The sequence below is a fragment of the Cyanobium sp. ATX 6F1 genome, from assembly GCF_024346315.1.
In the GTDB taxonomy this organism is placed as follows: Bacteria; Cyanobacteriota; Cyanobacteriia; order PCC-6307; family Cyanobiaceae; genus ATX-6F1.
Map to the genome: position 1 here is coordinate 187,237 of NZ_JAGQCS010000004.1, position 17,280 is coordinate 204,516.

At 67.0% G+C, this 17,280-nt stretch carries 17 protein-coding genes; 14 read left to right on the forward strand and 3 right to left on the reverse strand.

What is annotated here, in order from left to right:
- Nucleotides 1-100: 100 nt before the first annotated feature.
- The 8 genes from gloA (at nucleotide 101) to rplL (ending at nucleotide 6,866) form a co-directional block, all read left to right on the forward strand.
- Complete coding sequence (gene gloA, locus KBZ13_RS07860; RefSeq protein WP_255007997.1) at nucleotides 101-502, forward strand: lactoylglutathione lyase; 402 nt, start codon at nucleotides 101-103, stop codon at nucleotides 500-502.
- Nucleotides 492-3,254 (forward strand): ATP-dependent Clp protease ATP-binding subunit, encoded by a 2,763-nt coding sequence (locus KBZ13_RS07865; protein WP_255007998.1) that lies wholly within the window; start codon nucleotides 492-494, stop codon nucleotides 3,252-3,254. Before gloA ends, KBZ13_RS07865 begins: the two co-directional genes overlap by 11 nt.
- A 47-nt stretch (nucleotides 3,255-3,301) precedes the next feature.
- Nucleotides 3,302-3,538: a preprotein translocase subunit SecE gene (gene secE, locus KBZ13_RS07870; protein ID WP_255007999.1), complete on the forward strand. Its 237-nt coding sequence runs from the start codon at nucleotides 3,302-3,304 to the stop codon at nucleotides 3,536-3,538.
- A gap of 137 nt (nucleotides 3,539-3,675) precedes the next feature.
- Nucleotides 3,676-4,296, forward strand: a complete 621-nt coding sequence (gene nusG / locus KBZ13_RS07875; protein ID WP_255008208.1) for a transcription termination/antitermination protein NusG — start codon at nucleotides 3,676-3,678, stop codon at nucleotides 4,294-4,296.
- Between the two features lie 121 nt (nucleotides 4,297-4,417).
- Nucleotides 4,418-4,843 carry a 50S ribosomal protein L11 gene (gene rplK / locus KBZ13_RS07880; protein WP_255008000.1) on the forward strand — a complete coding sequence of 142 codons (426 nt, stop codon included), beginning with the start codon at nucleotides 4,418-4,420 and terminating at the stop codon, nucleotides 4,841-4,843.
- Between the two features lie 101 nt (nucleotides 4,844-4,944).
- A complete protein-coding gene (gene rplA, locus KBZ13_RS07885) occupies nucleotides 4,945-5,652 on the forward strand; it encodes a 50S ribosomal protein L1 (protein ID WP_255008002.1) in 708 nt (235 codons plus the stop codon).
- Nucleotides 5,653-5,868: 216 nt separating this feature from the next.
- Nucleotides 5,869-6,396, forward strand: coding sequence for a 50S ribosomal protein L10 (gene rplJ / locus KBZ13_RS07890; RefSeq protein ID WP_255008004.1), 528 nt, complete (start codon nucleotides 5,869-5,871; stop codon nucleotides 6,394-6,396).
- An 89-nt stretch (nucleotides 6,397-6,485) separates the two neighbouring features.
- On the forward strand, nucleotides 6,486-6,866 hold the full coding sequence (gene rplL / locus KBZ13_RS07895; protein ID WP_255008006.1) for a 50S ribosomal protein L7/L12: 381 nt from the start codon (nucleotides 6,486-6,488) through the stop codon (nucleotides 6,864-6,866).
- Nucleotides 6,867-7,154: 288 nt separating this feature from the next.
- Here the strand turns inward: rplL and KBZ13_RS07900 are convergent, their stop codons facing one another.
- Nucleotides 7,155-7,826, reverse strand: a complete 672-nt coding sequence (locus KBZ13_RS07900; protein WP_255008008.1) for a DUF3747 domain-containing protein — start codon at nucleotides 7,824-7,826, stop codon at nucleotides 7,155-7,157.
- A gap of 62 nt (nucleotides 7,827-7,888) precedes the next feature.
- On the opposite strand from KBZ13_RS07900, the gene KBZ13_RS07905 reads away from it, so the two are divergent.
- Genes KBZ13_RS07905 through KBZ13_RS07930 form a run of 6 tightly spaced genes read left to right on the forward strand, consistent with a single transcriptional unit; the run spans nucleotide 7,889 to nucleotide 14,557 of the window.
- Entirely contained in the window at nucleotides 7,889-8,623 is a 735-nt protein-coding gene (locus KBZ13_RS07905; protein ID WP_255008009.1) for a ribonuclease H, read from the forward strand.
- Nucleotides 8,616-9,770, forward strand: a complete 1,155-nt coding sequence (locus KBZ13_RS07910; RefSeq protein ID WP_255008011.1) for a quinone-dependent dihydroorotate dehydrogenase — start codon at nucleotides 8,616-8,618, stop codon at nucleotides 9,768-9,770. The genes KBZ13_RS07905 and KBZ13_RS07910 overlap by 8 nt, the downstream gene beginning before the upstream one ends.
- 43 nt (nucleotides 9,771-9,813) lie before the next feature.
- Nucleotides 9,814-10,803: a hypothetical protein gene (locus KBZ13_RS07915; RefSeq protein ID WP_255008012.1), complete on the forward strand. Its 990-nt coding sequence runs from the start codon at nucleotides 9,814-9,816 to the stop codon at nucleotides 10,801-10,803.
- A complete protein-coding gene (locus tag KBZ13_RS07920; protein ID WP_255008013.1) occupies nucleotides 10,800-11,510 on the forward strand; it encodes a PilN domain-containing protein in 711 nt (236 codons plus the stop codon). The genes KBZ13_RS07915 and KBZ13_RS07920 overlap by 4 nt, the downstream gene beginning before the upstream one ends.
- Nucleotides 11,507-12,280: a hypothetical protein gene (locus KBZ13_RS07925; protein ID WP_255008014.1), complete on the forward strand. Its 774-nt coding sequence runs from the start codon at nucleotides 11,507-11,509 to the stop codon at nucleotides 12,278-12,280. Before KBZ13_RS07920 ends, KBZ13_RS07925 begins: the two co-directional genes overlap by 4 nt.
- Nucleotides 12,281-12,295: 15 nt before the next feature.
- A complete protein-coding gene (locus KBZ13_RS07930) occupies nucleotides 12,296-14,557 on the forward strand; it encodes a type II secretion system protein GspD (protein ID WP_255008015.1) in 2,262 nt (753 codons plus the stop codon).
- Nucleotides 14,558-14,585: 28 nt separating this feature from the next.
- On the opposite strand, the gene KBZ13_RS07935 is transcribed toward KBZ13_RS07930, so the two are convergent.
- Together KBZ13_RS07935 and KBZ13_RS07940 are read right to left on the reverse strand one after the other, a co-directional pair.
- Entirely contained in the window at nucleotides 14,586-15,377 is a 792-nt protein-coding gene (locus KBZ13_RS07935; RefSeq protein WP_255008016.1) for a pentapeptide repeat-containing protein, read from the reverse strand.
- On the reverse strand, nucleotides 15,374-17,275 hold the full coding sequence (locus KBZ13_RS07940) for a transglutaminaseTgpA domain-containing protein (RefSeq protein WP_255008017.1): 1,902 nt from the start codon (nucleotides 17,273-17,275) through the stop codon (nucleotides 15,374-15,376). The genes KBZ13_RS07935 and KBZ13_RS07940 overlap by 4 nt, the downstream gene beginning before the upstream one ends.
- Between the last annotated feature and the right edge of the window lie 5 nt (nucleotides 17,276-17,280).

Sequence of the window (17,280 nt, forward strand, 5' to 3'; positions counted from 1 at the left end):
GATGTTGGGGATCTTATGGGCCTCCCCCGCCCGCCCATTTGTGCCGGTTGGCACGGATCTCGGGCCTCTGGTCAGAATGGCTTCGCCCCACCCCCTGGCCATGCGACTGCTTCACACCATGCTGCGGGTGGGGGATCTGGAGCGCTCGCTCGCCTTCTACACGGATGTGCTCGGCATGCGGCTGCTGCGCCGCAAGGATTACCCGTCGGGCCGTTTCACCCTGGCCTTCGTGGGTTACGGCGACGAGCGCGACACCGCTGTGCTCGAGCTGACCCACAACTGGGACACCGCCAGCTACGAGATCGGCAGTGGTTACGGCCACATCGCCCTGGGGGTGGAGGACATCCAGGCGCTCTGTGATCAGATCCGCGCCAAGGGCGGCCGGGTGACCCGTGAGCCTGGACCGATGAAGCACGGCAGCACCGTGATCGCCTTCGTGGAGGATCCCGATGGCTACAAGGTGGAATTGATTCAAACCTCCCCCCGGCACGATGCGGACTGACCCTTCCCCCCCGGGCAGCCTCACCGCCGAACCGGACCGTTTCAGCGACGCCGCCTGGGACCTGCTGCTGGCCAGCCAGGACCAGGCCCGTCGCTGGCGCCATGGCCAGCTGGATGTGGAGCATCTGTTGCAGGTGCTGTTCAGCGATGCCCGTTTCGCCGCTTGGGTGGATCCGCTGCCGATCAGCGTCGACCGGGTGCTCGATCGCCTCGAGGCCTTCTGCGCCGATCAGCCCGCGGGCAGTGGCGGTGAGCTGTTCATCGGTGAGGCCCTGGAGGAGCTGCTGGAGGCCGCCGACCGCCGGCGGGGGGGCTGGGGCTCCCGCCTGATCGATGTGCCCCACCTGCTGCTCGCCCTGCTGGAGGAACCCCGCCTCGGCGCCGAGGTGCTGGCGGCCGAGGGGTTGGGCGAAGAGCGCCTGCTGCGACAGCTGCGTCCCGGGGCGCCCCTGCTCTCGAGCCCATCGCCCCAGGCGTCCCCCCGCCCCCGGACCGCGCTGCTGCGCAGCGACGACGACTGGATCGACACGACCCCATCCCGCCCCCAGCCCGTGGCCCCGCCCAAGGCTGCGCTGGCGGTTCCGGTTGCTTCTGAGGGCGGGCTCACCCTGGAGCGGGAACCCTCTCCCCTGGAGCAATTCGGGCGCGACCTCACCGCCGCCGCCCGCGCCGGTCAGCTGGATCCGGTGATCGGTCGCGACGCCGAGATCCGCCGCCTGATTCAGGTGCTCTCGCGCCGGGGCAAGAACAACCCGGTGCTGATTGGCGAGCCCGGCGTCGGCAAGACCGCCATCGCCGAGCTGCTGGCCCAGAGGATCGTGGCCGGTGAGGTGCCCGATTCGCTCAAGGGCCTGCGCCTGATCGCCCTCGATCTGGGGGCCCTGATCGCCGGCGCCAAGTTCCGCGGGCAGTTCGAGGAACGGCTGCGCAGCGTGCTGGCGGAGGTGAGCGACCCCGACGCCGGGGTGGTGCTGTTCATCGACGAGCTGCACACGGTGGTCAGCAGCGACCGCTCCAACGCCGATGCCGGCAGCCTGCTCAAGCCGATGCTGGCCCGCGGCGAGCTGCGCTGCATCGGTGCCACCACCCCAGCCGATTACCGGCGCACGGTGGAGAAGGACCCCGCCCTCGAGCGCCGTTTCCAGCAGGTGGTGGTGGGCGAACCCAGCCTGGAGGTGAGCATCGAGATCCTGCGGGGGCTCAAGGAGCGCTATGAGCTCCACCACGGCGTCACGATCAGCGATGGGGCGGTGGTGGCCGCCACCCGCCTGGCGGCCCGCTACATCGCCGACCGCTGCCTGCCGGACAAGGCCATCGACCTGATCGATGAGGCCGCCGCCCAGCTCAAGATGGAGGTCACCTCCAAGCCCCAGCTGGTGGAGGACGCCGAACTGGCCCTGCGGCGGGTGGAGCTGGCCCTGCTGGCGGCGGAGTCCGCCCCGATGGCCGAACGCCTGCAGTGGCAGGACCAGCGCCGGGACGCCCAGGAGCGCCTGGCGGCCCTGCAGGAACGCTGGCAGGGGGAGCGGGAGCAGCTGGCGGAGCTGCGGGAGCTCCAGCACCAGGACGAGGACCTGCGCCACGCCATCGCCGAGGCCGAGCGCGATGGCGATCTCGAGGAGGCGGCCCGGTTGCAGTACGACCAGCTCCATGGGCTGCAGCAGCGCCGTCTGGCCCTGGAGCAGGGGATGCTCGAAGACCAGCGCTCCGGTCAGTCGCTGCTGCGGGAGCAGGTGGAGGAGGGGGACATCGCCGATGTGGTGGCCCGCTGGACCGGCATCCCCGTGCAACGGCTGCTGGCGGGGGAACGCCAGAAGCTGCTGGAGCTCGAAAGCCGACTCGGGGAGCGGGTGATCGGCCAGCCCGAGGCGGTCACCGCCGTGGCCGCCGCCATCCGCCGCGCCCGGGCCGGCATGCAGGACCCCCGCCGGCCCGTGGGCTCGTTTCTGTTCCTCGGGCCCACCGGCGTGGGCAAGACCGAACTGGCCAAGTCCCTGGCGGCGGCCCTGTTCGATGAGACCGAGGCCCTGGTGCGGCTCGACATGAGCGAGTACATGGAGCGCAACGCCGTGGCCCGCCTGCTGGGGGCGCCGCCGGGCTATGTGGGTTACGAGGAGGGGGGGCAGCTCACCGAGGCGGTGCGCCAGCGTCCCTATGCGGTGCTGCTGCTCGATGAGGTGGAGAAGGCCCACCCGGACGTGTTCAACGTGCTGCTGCAGGTGCTCGACGACGGCCGCCTGACCGATTCCCAGGGCCGCACGGTCGATTTCCGCCACACGGTGGTGGTGATGACCAGCAACCTGGCCAGTCGGGCGATTCTCGAATTCGGGCGCAGCGGCGACGGGGCCGCCCTCGATGCCGCCGTGGAGCGGGCCCTAGCCGATCAGTTCCGGCCGGAGTTCCTCAACCGCATTGATGAGGTGATTCGTTTCCGACCCCTGCGGCCCGAAGATCTGCAGCGGATCGTGCGCCTGCAGTTGGCGGAGCTGGCTCAGTTGCTGGCGGACCAGGGACTGGAGTTGCAGGTGGACGAGTCCCTGGTGGCCCGCCTGGCCGCCCAGGGTTACGAGCCCGAGTACGGGGCCAGGCCCCTGAGGCGCCTGCTGCGCCGTCAGATTGAGAACCCGCTGGCCACGGCCCTGCTGGCCGAGACCTTCAGCGGCGCCAGGGGCGTTCGGGTGCAGGCATCCGCTGACCCGGCGGAGCCGCTGTGTTTCATCCCCCTGGGGCCAGAGCGTGAGGACGTCCGGTAGGGTGATCGTTTGCCGGTACGACTGATCGCACCGGTGCGCCAGCGCCTGTGACCCTCCAAACGCCCGAAGACACGGCCAAAACCCCCGCCGCGCCAGCGGCGCCGGCCGATTCCGGCGGTTTCGCCGCCGCCACTGTGGAGGAGTTGCGCAAGGTGGTCTGGCCCAGCCGCCAACAGCTGTTCAGCGAGTCGGTGGCCGTGATCTTGATGGTCAGCCTTTCGGCGGCCGCGATCGCCGCCGTTGATCGCTTCTTCGGTTGGGGGTCCACCCAGATCTTCCGCTGATCGCCTCGCCCGCTGTCCCCTTCCCGCTGCGCCTCCCCGTTCTGAACTCCGTGTCCGAAGCCCAACTCGCCACCTCTGATCTCTCCGCCGGCGATGAGCCCTTCGAGGAGATCGCCTCGCCGGGCCAACTGATCGACCTGAGCGAAGCGCCTTCCGGTGATGGGGCCGGCGAAGGGGCCTCCGAGGGCAAGAAGACCGTGGCGCGCTGGTATGCGGTCCAGGTGGCCTCCAGCTGCGAGAAGAAGGTCAAGGCCACCCTGGAGCAGCGGGCCGTCACCCTCGGCGTGGACAGCCGCATCCTGGAGATCGAGATTCCCCAGACCCCGGCCATCAAGATCAAGAAGGACGGCAACCGCCAGAGCACCGAGGAAAAGGTGTTCCCCGGCTACGTGCTGGTGCGCATGGTCCTCGACGAGGACACGATGATGGCGGTGCGCAGCACCCCCAACGTGATCAATTTCGTGGGGGCCGAGGAGCGGCGCGCCACGGGCCGGGTGCGCGGCCACATCAAGCCCCGCCCCCTGAGCCGCACGGAGGTGGACCGCATCTTCAAGCGCGCCGCCGAGAAGAAGGCCGTGGTCAAGTTCGACCTCACCGAGGGCGACCAGATTCTCGTCACCGCCGGTCCGTTCAAGGACTTCCAGGGCGAGGTGATCGAAGTCTCCGGTGAGCGCAGCAAGCTCAAGGCCCTGCTCTCGATCTTCGGCCGGGAAACCCCGGTCGAGCTGGAGTTCGCCCAGATCAGCAAACAGAGCTGAAGCCCAGCGGCCGCCTCCCTGCGGAGGGTGGCCGTCCATCGCACGCCGTTCCCTTCGGGTCGGCGATCCGCAGACCGTCCCGACGTCCCCCTAGGGAAGTCCCCGTTCCCCAGCCCAGCCGATGGCCAAGAAAGTCGTAGCCGTGATCAAGCTGGCCCTCAATGCCGGCAAAGCCAACCCCGCACCGCCCGTGGGCCCTGCCCTCGGCCAGCACGGGGTCAACATCATGGCGTTCTGCAAGGAGTACAACGCCCGCACCCAGGACAAGGCCGGCTATGTGATTCCGGTGGAGATCTCGGTCTTCGAAGACCGCAGCTTCACCTTCATCACCAAGACCCCGCCCGCCTCCGTCTTGATCTCCAAGGCGGCCGGCATCGAGAAGGGTGCCGCCACCTCCGCCAAGGGTTCCGTGGGTGCCATCAGCCGCGCCCAGCTCGAGGAGATCGCCCGCACCAAACTGCCCGATCTCAACACCTCCAGCCTCGAGTCCGCCCAGCGCATCATCGAAGGCACCGCCCGCAACATGGGCGTCGCCATCAGCGACTGAGCCTGATCCGGCGAGCTCCGGCCCGCCCGATCTTCAACGTTCCTTTCATCCACCTCACCGGGGGAGACCGCCCAACGGTCGATTGCACCCCACCACCTGCCATGCCAAAGATCTCCAAGCGACTGTCCGCGCTCCACGCCCAGGTCGAAGACCGCGTCTACACCCCCGAGGAGGCGGTGCAACTGGTGAAAGACACCGCCACCGCCAAGTTCGACGAAACGATCGAAGCCCACGTGCGCCTGGGCATCGATCCCAAGTACACCGACCAGCAGCTGCGCACCACCGTGGCGCTGCCGAACGGCACCGGCCAGAACATTCGCATCGCCGTGATCGCCCGCGGTGAGAAGGTGGCCGAGGCCAAGGCGGCCGGCGCCGACCTCGCCGGTGACGACGAACTCGTGGACGCCATCGCCGCCGGCCAGATGGACTTTGACCTGCTGATCGCCACCCCGGACATGATGCCCAAGGTGGCCAAGCTCGGCCGTGTCCTCGGCCCCCGGGGTCTGATGCCGAACCCGAAGGCCGGCACCGTGGCCACTGACCTGGCCGGAGCGATCAAAGAATTCAAGGCGGGCAAGCTGGAATTCCGCGCCGATCGCACCGGCATCGTGCACGTGCGCTTCGGCAAGGCCAGCTTCAGCGTTGAGAAACTGCTGGAGAACCTCAAGGCCCTGCAGGAAACGATTGATCGCCAGAAACCCAGCGGTGCCAAGGGCCGCTACTGGAAGAGCCTTTACCTCTCCTCCACCATGGGCCCCTCGGTGCAGGTGGACGTCGCCCTCCTGCAGGAGATCAAGCAGGAGAGCTGATTGGCCCGGGTACGTCACCCTGTAGGGTGATCAACTGGCTCAGGCCAGAAACGGGCACGCGCCCGACCCAAGACAGCAGGTTTCCCTTAAATCCTGCCGAGGTGCACGCGAAGGTTTTTCCCCCATGGGGCGGATCATCACGCGGCCTCGCTTCCCTTCCAAGGGAGGTTCCCATGGCCGCGTGCCCAGCTTGTTCCCCCGATCCGTTCCACACCTATGGGCCGCACGCTGGAGAGCAAGCAACAGATCGTCGAAGAGCTCAAAGGGCTCCTCGGTGAGGCCGACATGGCGCTGGTTCTTGATTACAAGGGCCTGACCATCAAGGAGATGTCTGATCTGCGGACCCGTCTGCAGGCCAGCAACGGCATTTGCAAGGTGACCAAAAACACCTTGATCCGCCGTGCCATTGATGGTGACGCTGTTTGGTCGGAACTCGATTCCCTGCTCACGGGCACCAATGCCTTCGTCCTGATCAAGGGCGATGTCGGCGGTGCCGTCAAGGCCGTTCAGTCCTTCCAGAAGGACACGAAGAAATCGGAAGTCAAAGGAGGCCTCTACGAGGGCAAACTCCTTTCCCAGTCCGATGTTCAGGCCATTGGTGAGCTGCCTTCCAAGGAGGCGCTGCTGGCTCAGATCGCAGGTGCGATCAACGCCGTGGCCGCCAAGGTGGCTGTGGGCATCAACGAGGTTCCGGCCGGTCTTGCCCGGGCGCTGAAGGCCCACGCCGAATCCGGCGACAGCTGAATCCTGGCTCCGGCTTCGCCGGGCCGGGCCCCAAGAGTTCGACCGATCCCCCTGTTCCCCAACAGATCTGTTGCTGATCCCCCCTAACCATGTCCCCAAAAACCGACACCATTCTCGAATCGCTCAAGGCGCTCTCCCTGCTGGAGGCCTCTGAGCTCGTCAAGCAGATCGAAGAGGCCTTCGGCGTCTCCGCAGCCCCCTCCGCCGGTGCGGTCGTGGTGGCTGCCGCCGCCGTTGCCGAGCCCGTCGAAGAGCAGACCGAATTTGACGTGATCCTCGACGGCTTCGACCCCGCCGCCAAGATCAAGGTCCTCAAGGCCGTCCGCGAGGCCACCGGCCTCGGCCTGGGCGAAGCCAAGGCCCTCGTGGAAGCCGCTCCCACTCCGATCAAGGAAGGCATCGCCAAGGGCGACGCCGAAACGATCAAGAAGGCCGTGGAAGAAGTCGGCGGCAAGGTCACCATCAAGTGATCTCCGGCCCGGCGGGGGCCTTCGCCCCCGTCAGCTCTTCTGGTTGCCTTCGCCGGCCCTGCGGGGCCGGCTTTTTCATGGCCCGCCGCCCCACTGCTCCAGTGCGCAGACAAAAAAAAGCCCCGCCGAAGGCAGGGCTCTGAGATTGGAACGATCCTGGGAGTCTTTCCTCGTTTCGACCCCGGGAGAGCGTTCCGCACTCCTCACACGCACAGACCTTACCGAGAGGGGATGGGGGCGCCCACCTGGGGCGGACGCTATGGCAACTGTCCGCACTCCTGGAGGGGCTCACGGCCGGAAGGGGATCACCCGCAGGCTGATCGGTCCACTGCCGTAGCCCGCTCGGCCCGGGCTCAAGGCTGTGGCCGTCTCCGCAGGCCTGGAGAGTTGGCTGAGGCTGCCGTCGCTGGCGAAGTACATGTGGCTGAGGGTCTGGCCCCCGTAGACCCGGCGGCGCAGCTGCCAGCCGGGCTCCAGTGACATCGCCACGAAGCCGTCCCGGTCCCGGCGCTGCACCGAGCCACGGCCCAGCACCAGATCATTGCTGTTATCGGGGGAGGACCCGAGCAGCTGCAGTTCCTGGCCCCGCTGGCGGAGCAGCAGCCGGTAGCGGCTCGCCAGGTCCACGCCGTTCACCCGCAGGGAATAGCCGTTGCTGTCGATGTAGCGGCTGCAGATGCCGGTGTAGTCAAAACGGGTGAGGGCTGCGTCGATCAGACCATCCGACCGCTGCTGCCAGCAGGCGGGGGCGGGCTGCAGCTGCTCCAGCACGATCAGACTCCAGTCGGATCGGGCCACGGGTTTGGCCAGGATCACAAACCGGGAGGCCTCCACCGGCCGGCTTTCAAACAGGGTGGCGGCCCGGGCCGCCTGCAGGGGCGCAAGCGGCGTGGGGGCCAGCGCCGATCCGCTGGCCAGAAGTGCACCGAGGCCAAGGGCTGCGAGGTAGGTTCGCTGCATGCGACGGACGCCTCTCATCGAGATCGGAACTGCGTTCTACCGAACTTCCCCGCCCCGGCCCAGTGGCCACTGAGGCAGGGCGTGTGGTGACCGCCTCCTGCGACGGTGCCTGCAGCGGCAACCCTGGCCCCGGCGGCTGGGGAGCGTTGCTGCGCTTTGAAGATGGCACCGTGCGGGAGTTCGGCGGTTGGGAGCCGGCCACCACCAACAACCGCATGGAGCTCACCGCGGCCCTGGCGTTGCTGGAAACCCTCGCCGATCTGCCCCGGCACCCCGCGCTGGCGATCCGCACCGACAGCCGTTATCTGATCGATGGCTTCAGCAAGTGGATGGCCGGTTGGAAGCGCAAGGGCTGGCGCACCGCCTCCGGGGGCGCCGTGCTCAACCGCGAGCTCTGGGAGGCCCTCGACCGGGCCCGCCTGGCCGATGTGCCCTTCGTCCATGTCAAGGGCCACAGTGGCGACCCCGACAACGACCGCTGCGACGCCATCGCCGTGGCCTACTCCCGCGGGGGGCGGCCGGCCCTGGCGGGTTCGGCTCCTGCGGCCGAAGGCCCCCCCGCGCCCATCGAGGACCTTGCTCCGGCGCCCCTGCAGGCGCTGCTCAATCGGCTTGAGCTGGCCGATCGACTGGCGCGGGGGGGCTACGGCCTGAGCGCCGTGGAGCTGGCCCAGCTGGTGGAACAGCCGCTGGCCAAGGTGCAGGACCGACAGCGGTCCTGGCGCTGGCGCGATTGGCAGGTGCGGCCCGAGGCTGAAGGCCGTTGGCGGCTGGTGCGGGAGGTGGCCGATGGCTGAGCCGATGCCGCTCTACCGCCGCTGGGTCGGCCCGCTCCTGGCCCGCGATGGGGGCGCCGACGCCGAACAGTTGAGCGTGATCACCCTGGCGGCCCTTGGCCAGGCGGCCCTGCGGCGCCAATGGCCGATCGTGGCGGGCAGCCTGGCGGGGCTTGCGGCGGAGCTCCAGCGCCGCGATCCCCGGCTGGAGCAGACCCTGTTCGGCTGTCGTTTCGCCAACCCGGTGGGGCTGGCGGCCGGTTTCGACAAGAACGGCGTGGCCGCGGCGATCTGGCATGTGTTCGGTTTCGGATTCGCCGAGCTGGGCACGGTCACCTGGCAGGCCCAGGCCGGCAATCCCCGGCCCCGGCTGTTCCGGCTGGCCGCCGAGCGGGCCGCCCTCAACCGCATGGGCTTCAACAACATCGGCGCCGAGGCCGTGCGCCGCACGCTCGAGCGCCAGCAGCTGCCCCCGGCAGGCCAGCGTCCGGCGGTGCTGGGGATCAACCTGGGCAAGTCCCGGGCCACCTCCCTGGAGCTGGCTCCCGATGATTACGCCTCCACCCTGGAGCTGCTCTCGCCCCTGGCGGACTACGCGGTGATCAACGTCAGTTCGCCGAACACACCGGGATTGAGGGAGCTGCAGGAGGAGGTGCAGCTGCGGCGTCTGGTGGAGCGGCTGCGGCGGCTGCCCGCCTGCCCGCCCCTGCTGGTGAAGATCGCCCCTGATCTGGAGGATGACGCCATCGACGCCATCGCCCGCCTGGCCTACGAGGAGGGCCTGGCCGGAGTGATCGCGGTCAACACCAGCCTCAACCGGCTGGGTCTGGAGCAGCGGCGACTCGCCCAGAGCGGCCGCAGCCTGGCGGAGGAGGCGGGGGGACTGAGCGGTGCTCCCCTGCGGGCTCGAGCCCTGGAGGTGATCCGGCGGCTTAGGGCCACAGCGGGGCCGTCGTTGCCTTTGATCGGTGTGGGCGGCATCGATACGCCAGAGGCTGCCTGGGAGCGCATCACCGCCGGAGCCTCCCTGGTGCAGCTCTACACGGGCTGGATCTACCAGGGACCGGCCTTGGTGCCGGCGATTCTTGAGGGCCTCTCAGCACAGCTTGATCGCCACGGATTCCGCGAGATTGGTGAAGCGGTCGGTTGTGGGGTTCCCTGGCGCTGAACTACCGGTACCCTTTGGAGAACTTTGACCACCTGCGGTTTTGGTGCTCTCCGGTGTACAGAATCGACTCAAGCCTCTGAAGGCTTGGCTCTTTCCGCCTCGGGTCCTGCTGGAGGTGGAGGATCGCTGGCTGACACTGTCCGCTTTCCCCTCCGGCAGCCAGCAGCGGCGGGCCACTTTTCTGCAGCGGGTGCCGCTGCCCGCCGGCTCGATCGTGGCCGGCGAACCGCGCCGCACGGAGGCGATCGGCGACCTGATGGGTGATCTGTTGCTCGAGCATGGCCTCACGGGAGCTCGGGTGGTCGCCACGCTCCCCCACCAGGCCACCCAGTGGCGGATGGTGCAGTGGACCACACCGGGCTGGCCGGCGAATCCTGAGAAGGAACTGGAGACACTCAATCCCGATCTCGGCTTGCCCTACCCCCTCACGGCCGCCTATGTCACGCTGTTGCCCCTGCCGCGCAAACAGTCCAGCGAGCCGGCCACCTCGCTCTTGGTGACTGTCCGCCGTGCCGCCGTTCAGTCCTGGATCGAAATCTTCTCCCTGGCGGGCGTGGAGTTGGAGCACTTGGAATCGGCGCAGCTGAGTGAATGGAGGGCCCTGGAACCCTTGCTCAGCGACCTGCCCAGCGGAGCCTTGTTTGTCCAGGTGGAACTCAATGAGGGAGGCAGCCGCTTGGTGCTTTACCGCCATGGGGTGCCGGAGTTCGAGCAGGCGTTGCCGGCGGCGGGCCGTCCGGTGCAGCTGGATCTCAACCAGGAGTTGGTGCAGAAGGTCGAGGGCATCGTTCGCTACTGGCGTGAGCAGGATGCCGCGGTGACGTCCGTGCGGGTGGGGCTTGTGGGAACCTACGCGGAGCGCCAGGATCTGCTCGATCTATTCAGTCAACCGGAGGGCTGGAGCGTGGAGCAGATCGATGCCTACAGGCTTGGATGGATCGATCCACCGGCTGATGCGGGCGAAACGGGCACGCCGTCCGGTGGCCAGTTGCTGCGGGTGGCGGGTCTGCTCCAGGAGGCGCTCAAGCCATGACCCGATCTCCAGGCTCGGTCGATCTGCTGCGCCAACGGCGCCTTGAACTGGGGCTGCCCGAGCGACCGGCGGCCCCCACCGATTCTTCAAGGCTGCTCCTTATGGGGGGTCTCGCCGGGGCCGCCCTGGTGCTTCTGTCCTTGCTGGTTTGGCTGGGATTCCGCTTCCGGTTGCAGGTGTTGGACACCGAGGTGGCCTCTCTAGCCGATGTCCCGGTGCAGGTGAAGGCGCTGAAGGGTGAGCTTGAGGCCTCGATCGGGCGTGTCATCAAATTGAAGGCCGTCAACAAGGGCCTGGTTGAGGGCCTATTGGCGGTGCGTTCGGGCTCGGCGCTGCTCACCCAGCTGTCCTTGATCAACCCCGCCGGAATTCAACTCACCAACGGCGATGTGCAGGGCAACACCCTCACCCTCAAGGGCCTTGCGGCTGATCCGCAGGCGTTCCGCCGCATCAATGCTCTGCAGCTGCAGCTTGCCAATTCTCCCTTGTTCGATGCCTCTACCGCGGAAGTTGTCAAGGTCAGTCGCGAGAAGTCTCCAGTTCAGGCCCAACCTGGGGCCGCCCCTGCCACCCAGGTGACCTTCGAGATGAAGGTGGAGTTCAGTCCCGCAGCCCAGTCCGCCAACTTGGCGGAGCTGCAGCGCCTGGGGGCCGAAGGCATGGCTCAGCGGTTGATCGTTCTTCGCCGTGCGGGGGTGCTCCCATGACCAATCTTCAGGCCCAAGCTTCCAGTCCAGGGCTCACGGGCTTTTTCACCCGCGAGCGGATGCTCGTCGGTGTGCCGGCCGTGATCGGTGGGGTGATCGCCCTGACCTTCGTTGGCTTCGCGGTCGTGCCGCTCGTACAACAAGTCGACAAGGTTCAAAAGCAAGTCGACGATCTTCGCCAGCAGGAGGCCACCCTGCCGCTGCTGCGCAACCAACTGGCGGTGCAGCAGACCAATGAAACCGAGGCACTCAATCTCAGGGCCAAACTTCTTGCTTTGATCGCTGGCAGCGGCAGCATGAAAACCTTCTTGGCCCAACTCAGCGCCGAAGGATTGCGCACCGGTGTGCAACTGGATGCCTATGAACCACTGGTGGCTGTTGCGCCACCCCCAGGCGCTGCGCCCCCGGCACCTGCAGCGCCCCCGGCACCTGCAGCCCCACCGGCGAAGGGGGCGCCAGCGGATCAAGCGGCCCAGCCCGCCGTTCCAGTGGATCCACTGTTGGCACCGGGGATGCAGAAAACCTCGGTGTTGATTGGGGCACGGGGACGCTATCCGCAGGTGTTGGCCTTCCTGCGCCGGCTTGAAAGCTTGAGCCTCTTGGTGGTGCAGAGCGATCTCGTTCTGGGGCTTGAGGATGTCAAGCAAGGGCCGACGCCCGTGCCAGGTTCCACCCTTGTGATCCAGCCACCCGCTCCTCGCACGGTGTTGAAGTTGAATGTGGCGCTTTATTCCAAAGCTCCTGCGCCCTCGGGGGCGAAAAAGCCTTGAATTACTGCTCTTGCCATGGTTCTTCCGTCAGTTCAGCGTTACGATCCGCAGGTTATGGATGTCGTCAGGGTGGTGGTCACTGTGGGTAGTAAGCGCTTGTTTATCTGGGCGGCGGCCACTGCCTTGCCCGTTCTTCAGTTGGGAGCCCCCGGTGGGGCTGCCCTGGCCCAGGCGGTGCCGCTCTCCGTTCAGTCCCAGCCGGCAGCCGAAGGCCTGGTGCTCAAGGCTCGGCGGCTGAGCGATTCGGTTGAGGTGATGATCGAAGGCACGGGCCCGGCGCCGGTGCTGCAGCAGTCCAACAGCGGCGGCCTCTGGTTCGGTCAGTTGGCCACCAGTCAGCCCCTGCGTCTGGGGGCCGGCTCCCAGCGCTTGGCTCTGCCGGAAGCGGGGATCGAATCGATCACCCTGCAGGGATCGGGGGGCAGCTATCAGATCCAGGTCAAGCCCATGGGCGGGGCGCCCCTAGCCCGGCCGCTGGTGAGCGCCGATGGCCGGAACCTGATCCTGTCGTTCTCGGCCAATGCCCAGGCGACCACGGTCAGCGGACGGCTTGATCTCAATGCCCCTGGCCGGGTGCCCCAGAGCGTGTTTGCTCCCCCTCTGCAGCCAAGGGCCGTGGCCCCGCCGCTCGGGGACATGGCCGTGGGAAGCATGGTGCTGCGCAACCGCAGCTTCGTGAATGTGAGCGGCCCCCGTGTCACCCTCACCCTGCGCAACGCACCGGCCAAGGATGCCCTGATGGCTCTGGCCCAGATGGGCAATTACGGCTTCGTCTTCGTGGATGATGCCCAGGCAGGGGGAGCGCCAGCCCCTTCGCGCGCTGTATCGATTGCCTTCCGCAATGAAAGCTATCCCAGAGCATTGAATTCTGTGCTCCTCGCCGCTGGCCTCCAAGGCAAGCTCGAAGGCAGCATGATTGTTGCTGGACCGAATGTATCCGGTAAATCCTTCGGATCGCAGATTTCGAAGATCTATCGCCTGAATCAGGCGTCTTCAGCATCGGCGGCGAATTACCTCGCCAGTCTTGGTGCCACTGTCACCAAAGTCACCACGGTGACCACGGCGGTGGCCCAGGGCGTGGACCAAGCCAACCAGGTGGCCGGAGGCTCGGCCACCTCACAGACCACCACCTCTTCCCAGCAGACGGTTGAGTCTTACGGGGCAGGCAGCGGCCCCCTCCGTGGTTTGATCGGCACGACGGATTCGCGCTTGGGCACGATCACTTTGATCGGTGATTCTGGTGTCGTGGCCATTGCTGAGAATTACCTCAGGCAGTTGGATCTGCGTCAGCGGCAGGTGGCGCTGTCCGTCAAGATCCTGGATGTCACACTGGATAACGACGCTACTATTTCCAATAGCTTTGCTTTCCGCTACGGGAACAATTTTATCGTCAATGACAATGGCCAGATGCTTGGGGCGTTTGGTCGGCTTCTCCCTCCAAGTACGGCGCTTGGACTTAGCGCTTTCGATGCACCGCGCGCTTTTGCCACCGCAGGAGCCCCTCCTAATCCTGGCCTCCAGTATCCAAGGGACAACTTCTTTGATTTTGTGAATGCCACAATCACAGCACGAAGCACCAAAGTTCTAGCTAGCCCAACCCTGATCCTCAGTGAGAATCAGGACGAAATCAAAGGCGGTGCTGAGGTTTCGGCGGCCTTGGCCACTGCCGGAGGTTCATCTAGCAGCTCCAGCTCCAGTGGCAGTGGCCTCTCCGGTACCACAGGAGGTGCGACCATTGGCCGTCCGCGCTCGAACGAGTCCTATGTGACCGTTGGAGAGCAGGTAATCACGAATTACACGGTGACAACCGGCACCCAAGGCAACGGCAACTCCTGTGAACCTGAGTTTGGCATCGCGGGTCTCACCTTTGGCGCTCGGGTCTCGAAGATTGATGACAATGGCTTTGTCACTTTCACGCTTTCCCCTCAGATTTCTGCCACCACACGACAGCAGAACGTTGCCGGCTGTGGGTTGATCGATATTCTTTCGATCCGTAGATTGGATACGGGTAGTGCCCGGGTTCGAGATGGGCAGACACTGATCCTTACGGGTGTCATTTCCGACTCTGATACACAACTCGTCAGCAAATGGCCCATTCTTGGTGACATCCCGTTGATTGGGCAGTTCTTCCGTAGCTCCAACGGTGGCCGCAAGAAGCGTGAGCTGGTGATCCTGGTGACCCCGAAGATCATCAACGACACCGAAGGCGGCACCTATGGCTACGGCTATAACCCTTCTACCAAAGACGCCAGGCAGTTTGTCGGATCCCAGATGTAGAGCCCAGGCCATAGGCCAGGGCTCTTTCCTAAAACGCCATGAACGCCTTGGCCGCCAGCGGGGCGAGGTAACTGAATGCTGACATCACCCCGCTCAGCAGCTGGGAGCCCATGCCATTGCCGGCGTCCTTCTTTTTCTCGGGGGCCAGGAGCTGCTCGGAGGCCTTCTTGAGCTGTAGGGCCGGTTCCGGCTGGCCCGATTGCTCGAATAGCGAGGCGGCGTAGGCGAAATCCTGGGCGGCTAGAGCATTCTTGCCCAGTTCCGTGCGGCTGATGCCCCGGGCGACCCAGCTCATCGCCGCATCGGGTTGTTTGCGAATCGCGTCACCAAAGAATTTTTCGGCCTCTGGATAGCGCCCCTGGGTGGCGGCGTCGGCTCCGGCGTTATGGAGAGAGGCGTAACTCTGGAAGGTGGTCGACACACCCACCGCCTTCTCCCAGTGGCTGCGGCTCAGGGCGTCGGTGTCGAGCAGGGCCTCACTGAGATCGGCTTCGCGAAGATCGGTGCCCTGCAGCAGGGCACCGCGCAAGTCGGCCCCGCGCAGGCTCGCGCCGGACAGGCTCGTGAAGCTCAGATCGGCGCCGCTCAGGTTGGCCCCATCAAGTCGCGCGCCACTCAGATTCGCCCGCTGCAGCCGGGCCTTGCGCAGATCGCCATCGCGTAGATCCGCCCGCACCAGATCGGCGTCCTGGAGCTTGCAGCCCACACAGCGCCGGCTCTCGAGCAGCCGCATCAGTTGGGTCTGATCGGCTGCCTGGCCGGGACCAGCGGTCAGGCCCCCCAGCAGGGCCAGGCTGATCAGAGGGACAACCTTGTTCATTGCTGCCGTGGATGCTGCCTGAGTTCTAACCATGGCAGCTCCAGGCGTCGAATGGCCGTTGCCAGGTCGTGGCCTGGCTGCCGCCAGGGGAGAACCGCTAGCGGCGGGGCTTGGCGCGCGAAACGCCGCTGGCTGTAGTGATGCTCGAGCTGCTGCAAGGGTGCGCTGAGGCTCGGATGGATCTCCCTCACCCGCCGGCAGAACGCGTCCAGGCTCTCCCCGGGAAGGGGCTCCAGGCCCACGCGGCGCAGGGGCCTGAGGCTGCGCTCCAGCTGGCGCCTGAGGCGATCGCCCGGACGCCTTCGCCAGTGATCGAGCAGCTGCATCAGACCCAGGGCCACAGTGATCGTCCCGGCCATGGTCAGCACCAGCAGCAGCCCCTGCCAGTCTTTCCAGGGCCCCATCCACTGGCCCAGCCAGGCCTGCTGGGCGGGGCCGTCGAAGCCCAGCATCCAGCGGGTCCAGAGCAGGTCCAGGCCCCCCCAGCGCTGGCCCAGTTGCCGCAACCAGGCCGGACCGATCTTCAGCAGCGCCAGTTCCCCCGGGCGGTCCGCCAGGCTCCCCGCCAGGCCCCGCTCGATCCGGGCCGGATCCACCCAGCCGGTGGGATCCACGCGCAGCCAGCCGCTGGCCCCCAGCCACACCTCACTCCAGGAGTGGGCATCGCTCTGGCGCACATCCAGGTAGCCATCGCCGCCCGTGGCCGCCCCCACCCAGTCGCCCCCCTGGTACCCCACCACCACCCGCGCGGGCACGCCGGCGGCCCGCATCAGGGCCGTGAAGCTGGAGGCGTAGTGCTCGCAGAAGCCCTTCTGGGTCTGAAACAGAAAGGCATCCATGGGCGCCAGCTGCGGCAGGGGGCCTGGTTCGAGCGTGTAGCGGAAGGGCCGTTGCTTGAACCAGCGCTGGGCGGCTTGCACCCGCTCCAGGGGGGTGGCCAGGCTGCCCCAGGACTGGCCCAGGGCCTCCAGGCGCGGGTTGCTGCCGATGGGCAACGCCAGCTGCCTGGCCGTGGGCGGCACCAGGCTCCAGGAGCCGATGCGCTCTGTGTGGGTGAGGGTGTAAACCGGCCGATCGCCGATCAGGCGTTGGCTGCGCAGCACCCCCTGGTCGCTGGTGCGCAGCTCGGCTGATTCAGGTAACCCCTGCCCTGACCAGGGCAGCTGGGTCAAAGGCCAGGGCTCCAGCAACCACAGCTGGCTGGCCCCCCCTGGCTCGGGTTTCGTTGTTGGGGGTGGTGGTGGATCGGTGGCGGTCGCTGCAGCCGCCGGGACCCGTTGGGAGACACCCCAGCCGCGTCCATCGAAGGCCTCGAGCACCAGCACCCGCCAGTAGCGCTGGCTGGGTGGGGGCGGCGGGTCCTTGCCGAAGCTCACCCGCAGGGCCGGCGAGGCATCGCGCACCAGGGAGCTGAGGCCCCCGGGGTTGAGTTGGTCGGAGAGGCCGGTGCGCCCGGCCTGGTTCTGGGGCAACTGCCAGAGCGGGCCGAGCCGTGGCAGCAGCAGGAACAGCAGCAGCATCAGCGGGATCGAGGCCCCGAGCAGCCGCAGGGTCTGCTCCAGCACCCGCCGCACCGGCGGCAGCTCGCCTAATTCCTGAAAGACAATGGCGATGATCGCCACCAGCGCCGTGGCCCCCTGCACCAGGCTTGGCGCCAGGCCGGGGTTGATCACCGCCAGCACCCCCACGGCCAGCAGCTGGGTGAGGGCGCTGCGCTGCAGATCCGAGGGCCGGCGCGCCTCCCAGAGCTTCAGGGCCGCCAGCACCACCAGCACCACCACTCCCCAGAACAGGGGATGGCGGCTGTCGCTGCCAAGCAGTTGCAGCGCCAGGCTGCCGAGGACGACCTGCTGCAGCCGAACCGCCCGGGGGCTGAGGGTGGTGCGCGCCTGACTCATCGCGG

Coding starts and splice junctions, on each gene's coding strand:
- KBZ13_RS07865 (WP_255007998.1), top strand. CDS start 492: ATGCGGACTGACCCTTCCCCCCCGGGCAGCCTCACCGCCGAACCGGAC.
- gloA (WP_255007997.1), top strand. CDS start 101: ATGCGACTGCTTCACACCATGCTGCGGGTGGGGGATCTGGAGCGCTCG.
- rplK (WP_255008000.1), top strand. CDS start 4,418: ATGGCCAAGAAAGTCGTAGCCGTGATCAAGCTGGCCCTCAATGCCGGC.
- rplJ (WP_255008004.1), top strand. CDS start 5,869: ATGGGCCGCACGCTGGAGAGCAAGCAACAGATCGTCGAAGAGCTCAAA.
- rplL (WP_255008006.1), top strand. CDS start 6,486: ATGTCCCCAAAAACCGACACCATTCTCGAATCGCTCAAGGCGCTCTCC.
- rplA (WP_255008002.1), top strand. CDS start 4,945: ATGCCAAAGATCTCCAAGCGACTGTCCGCGCTCCACGCCCAGGTCGAA.
- KBZ13_RS07930 (WP_255008015.1), top strand. CDS start 12,296: ATGGTTCTTCCGTCAGTTCAGCGTTACGATCCGCAGGTTATGGATGTC.
- KBZ13_RS07900 (WP_255008008.1), bottom strand. CDS start 7,826: ATGCAGCGAACCTACCTCGCAGCCCTTGGCCTCGGTGCACTTCTGGCC.
- KBZ13_RS07910 (WP_255008011.1), top strand. CDS start 8,616: ATGGCTGAGCCGATGCCGCTCTACCGCCGCTGGGTCGGCCCGCTCCTG.
- KBZ13_RS07925 (WP_255008014.1), top strand. CDS start 11,507: ATGACCAATCTTCAGGCCCAAGCTTCCAGTCCAGGGCTCACGGGCTTT.
- KBZ13_RS07920 (WP_255008013.1), top strand. CDS start 10,800: ATGACCCGATCTCCAGGCTCGGTCGATCTGCTGCGCCAACGGCGCCTT.
- KBZ13_RS07940 (WP_255008017.1), bottom strand. CDS start 17,275: ATGAGTCAGGCGCGCACCACCCTCAGCCCCCGGGCGGTTCGGCTGCAG.
- KBZ13_RS07935 (WP_255008016.1), bottom strand. CDS start 15,377: ATGAACAAGGTTGTCCCTCTGATCAGCCTGGCCCTGCTGGGGGGCCTG.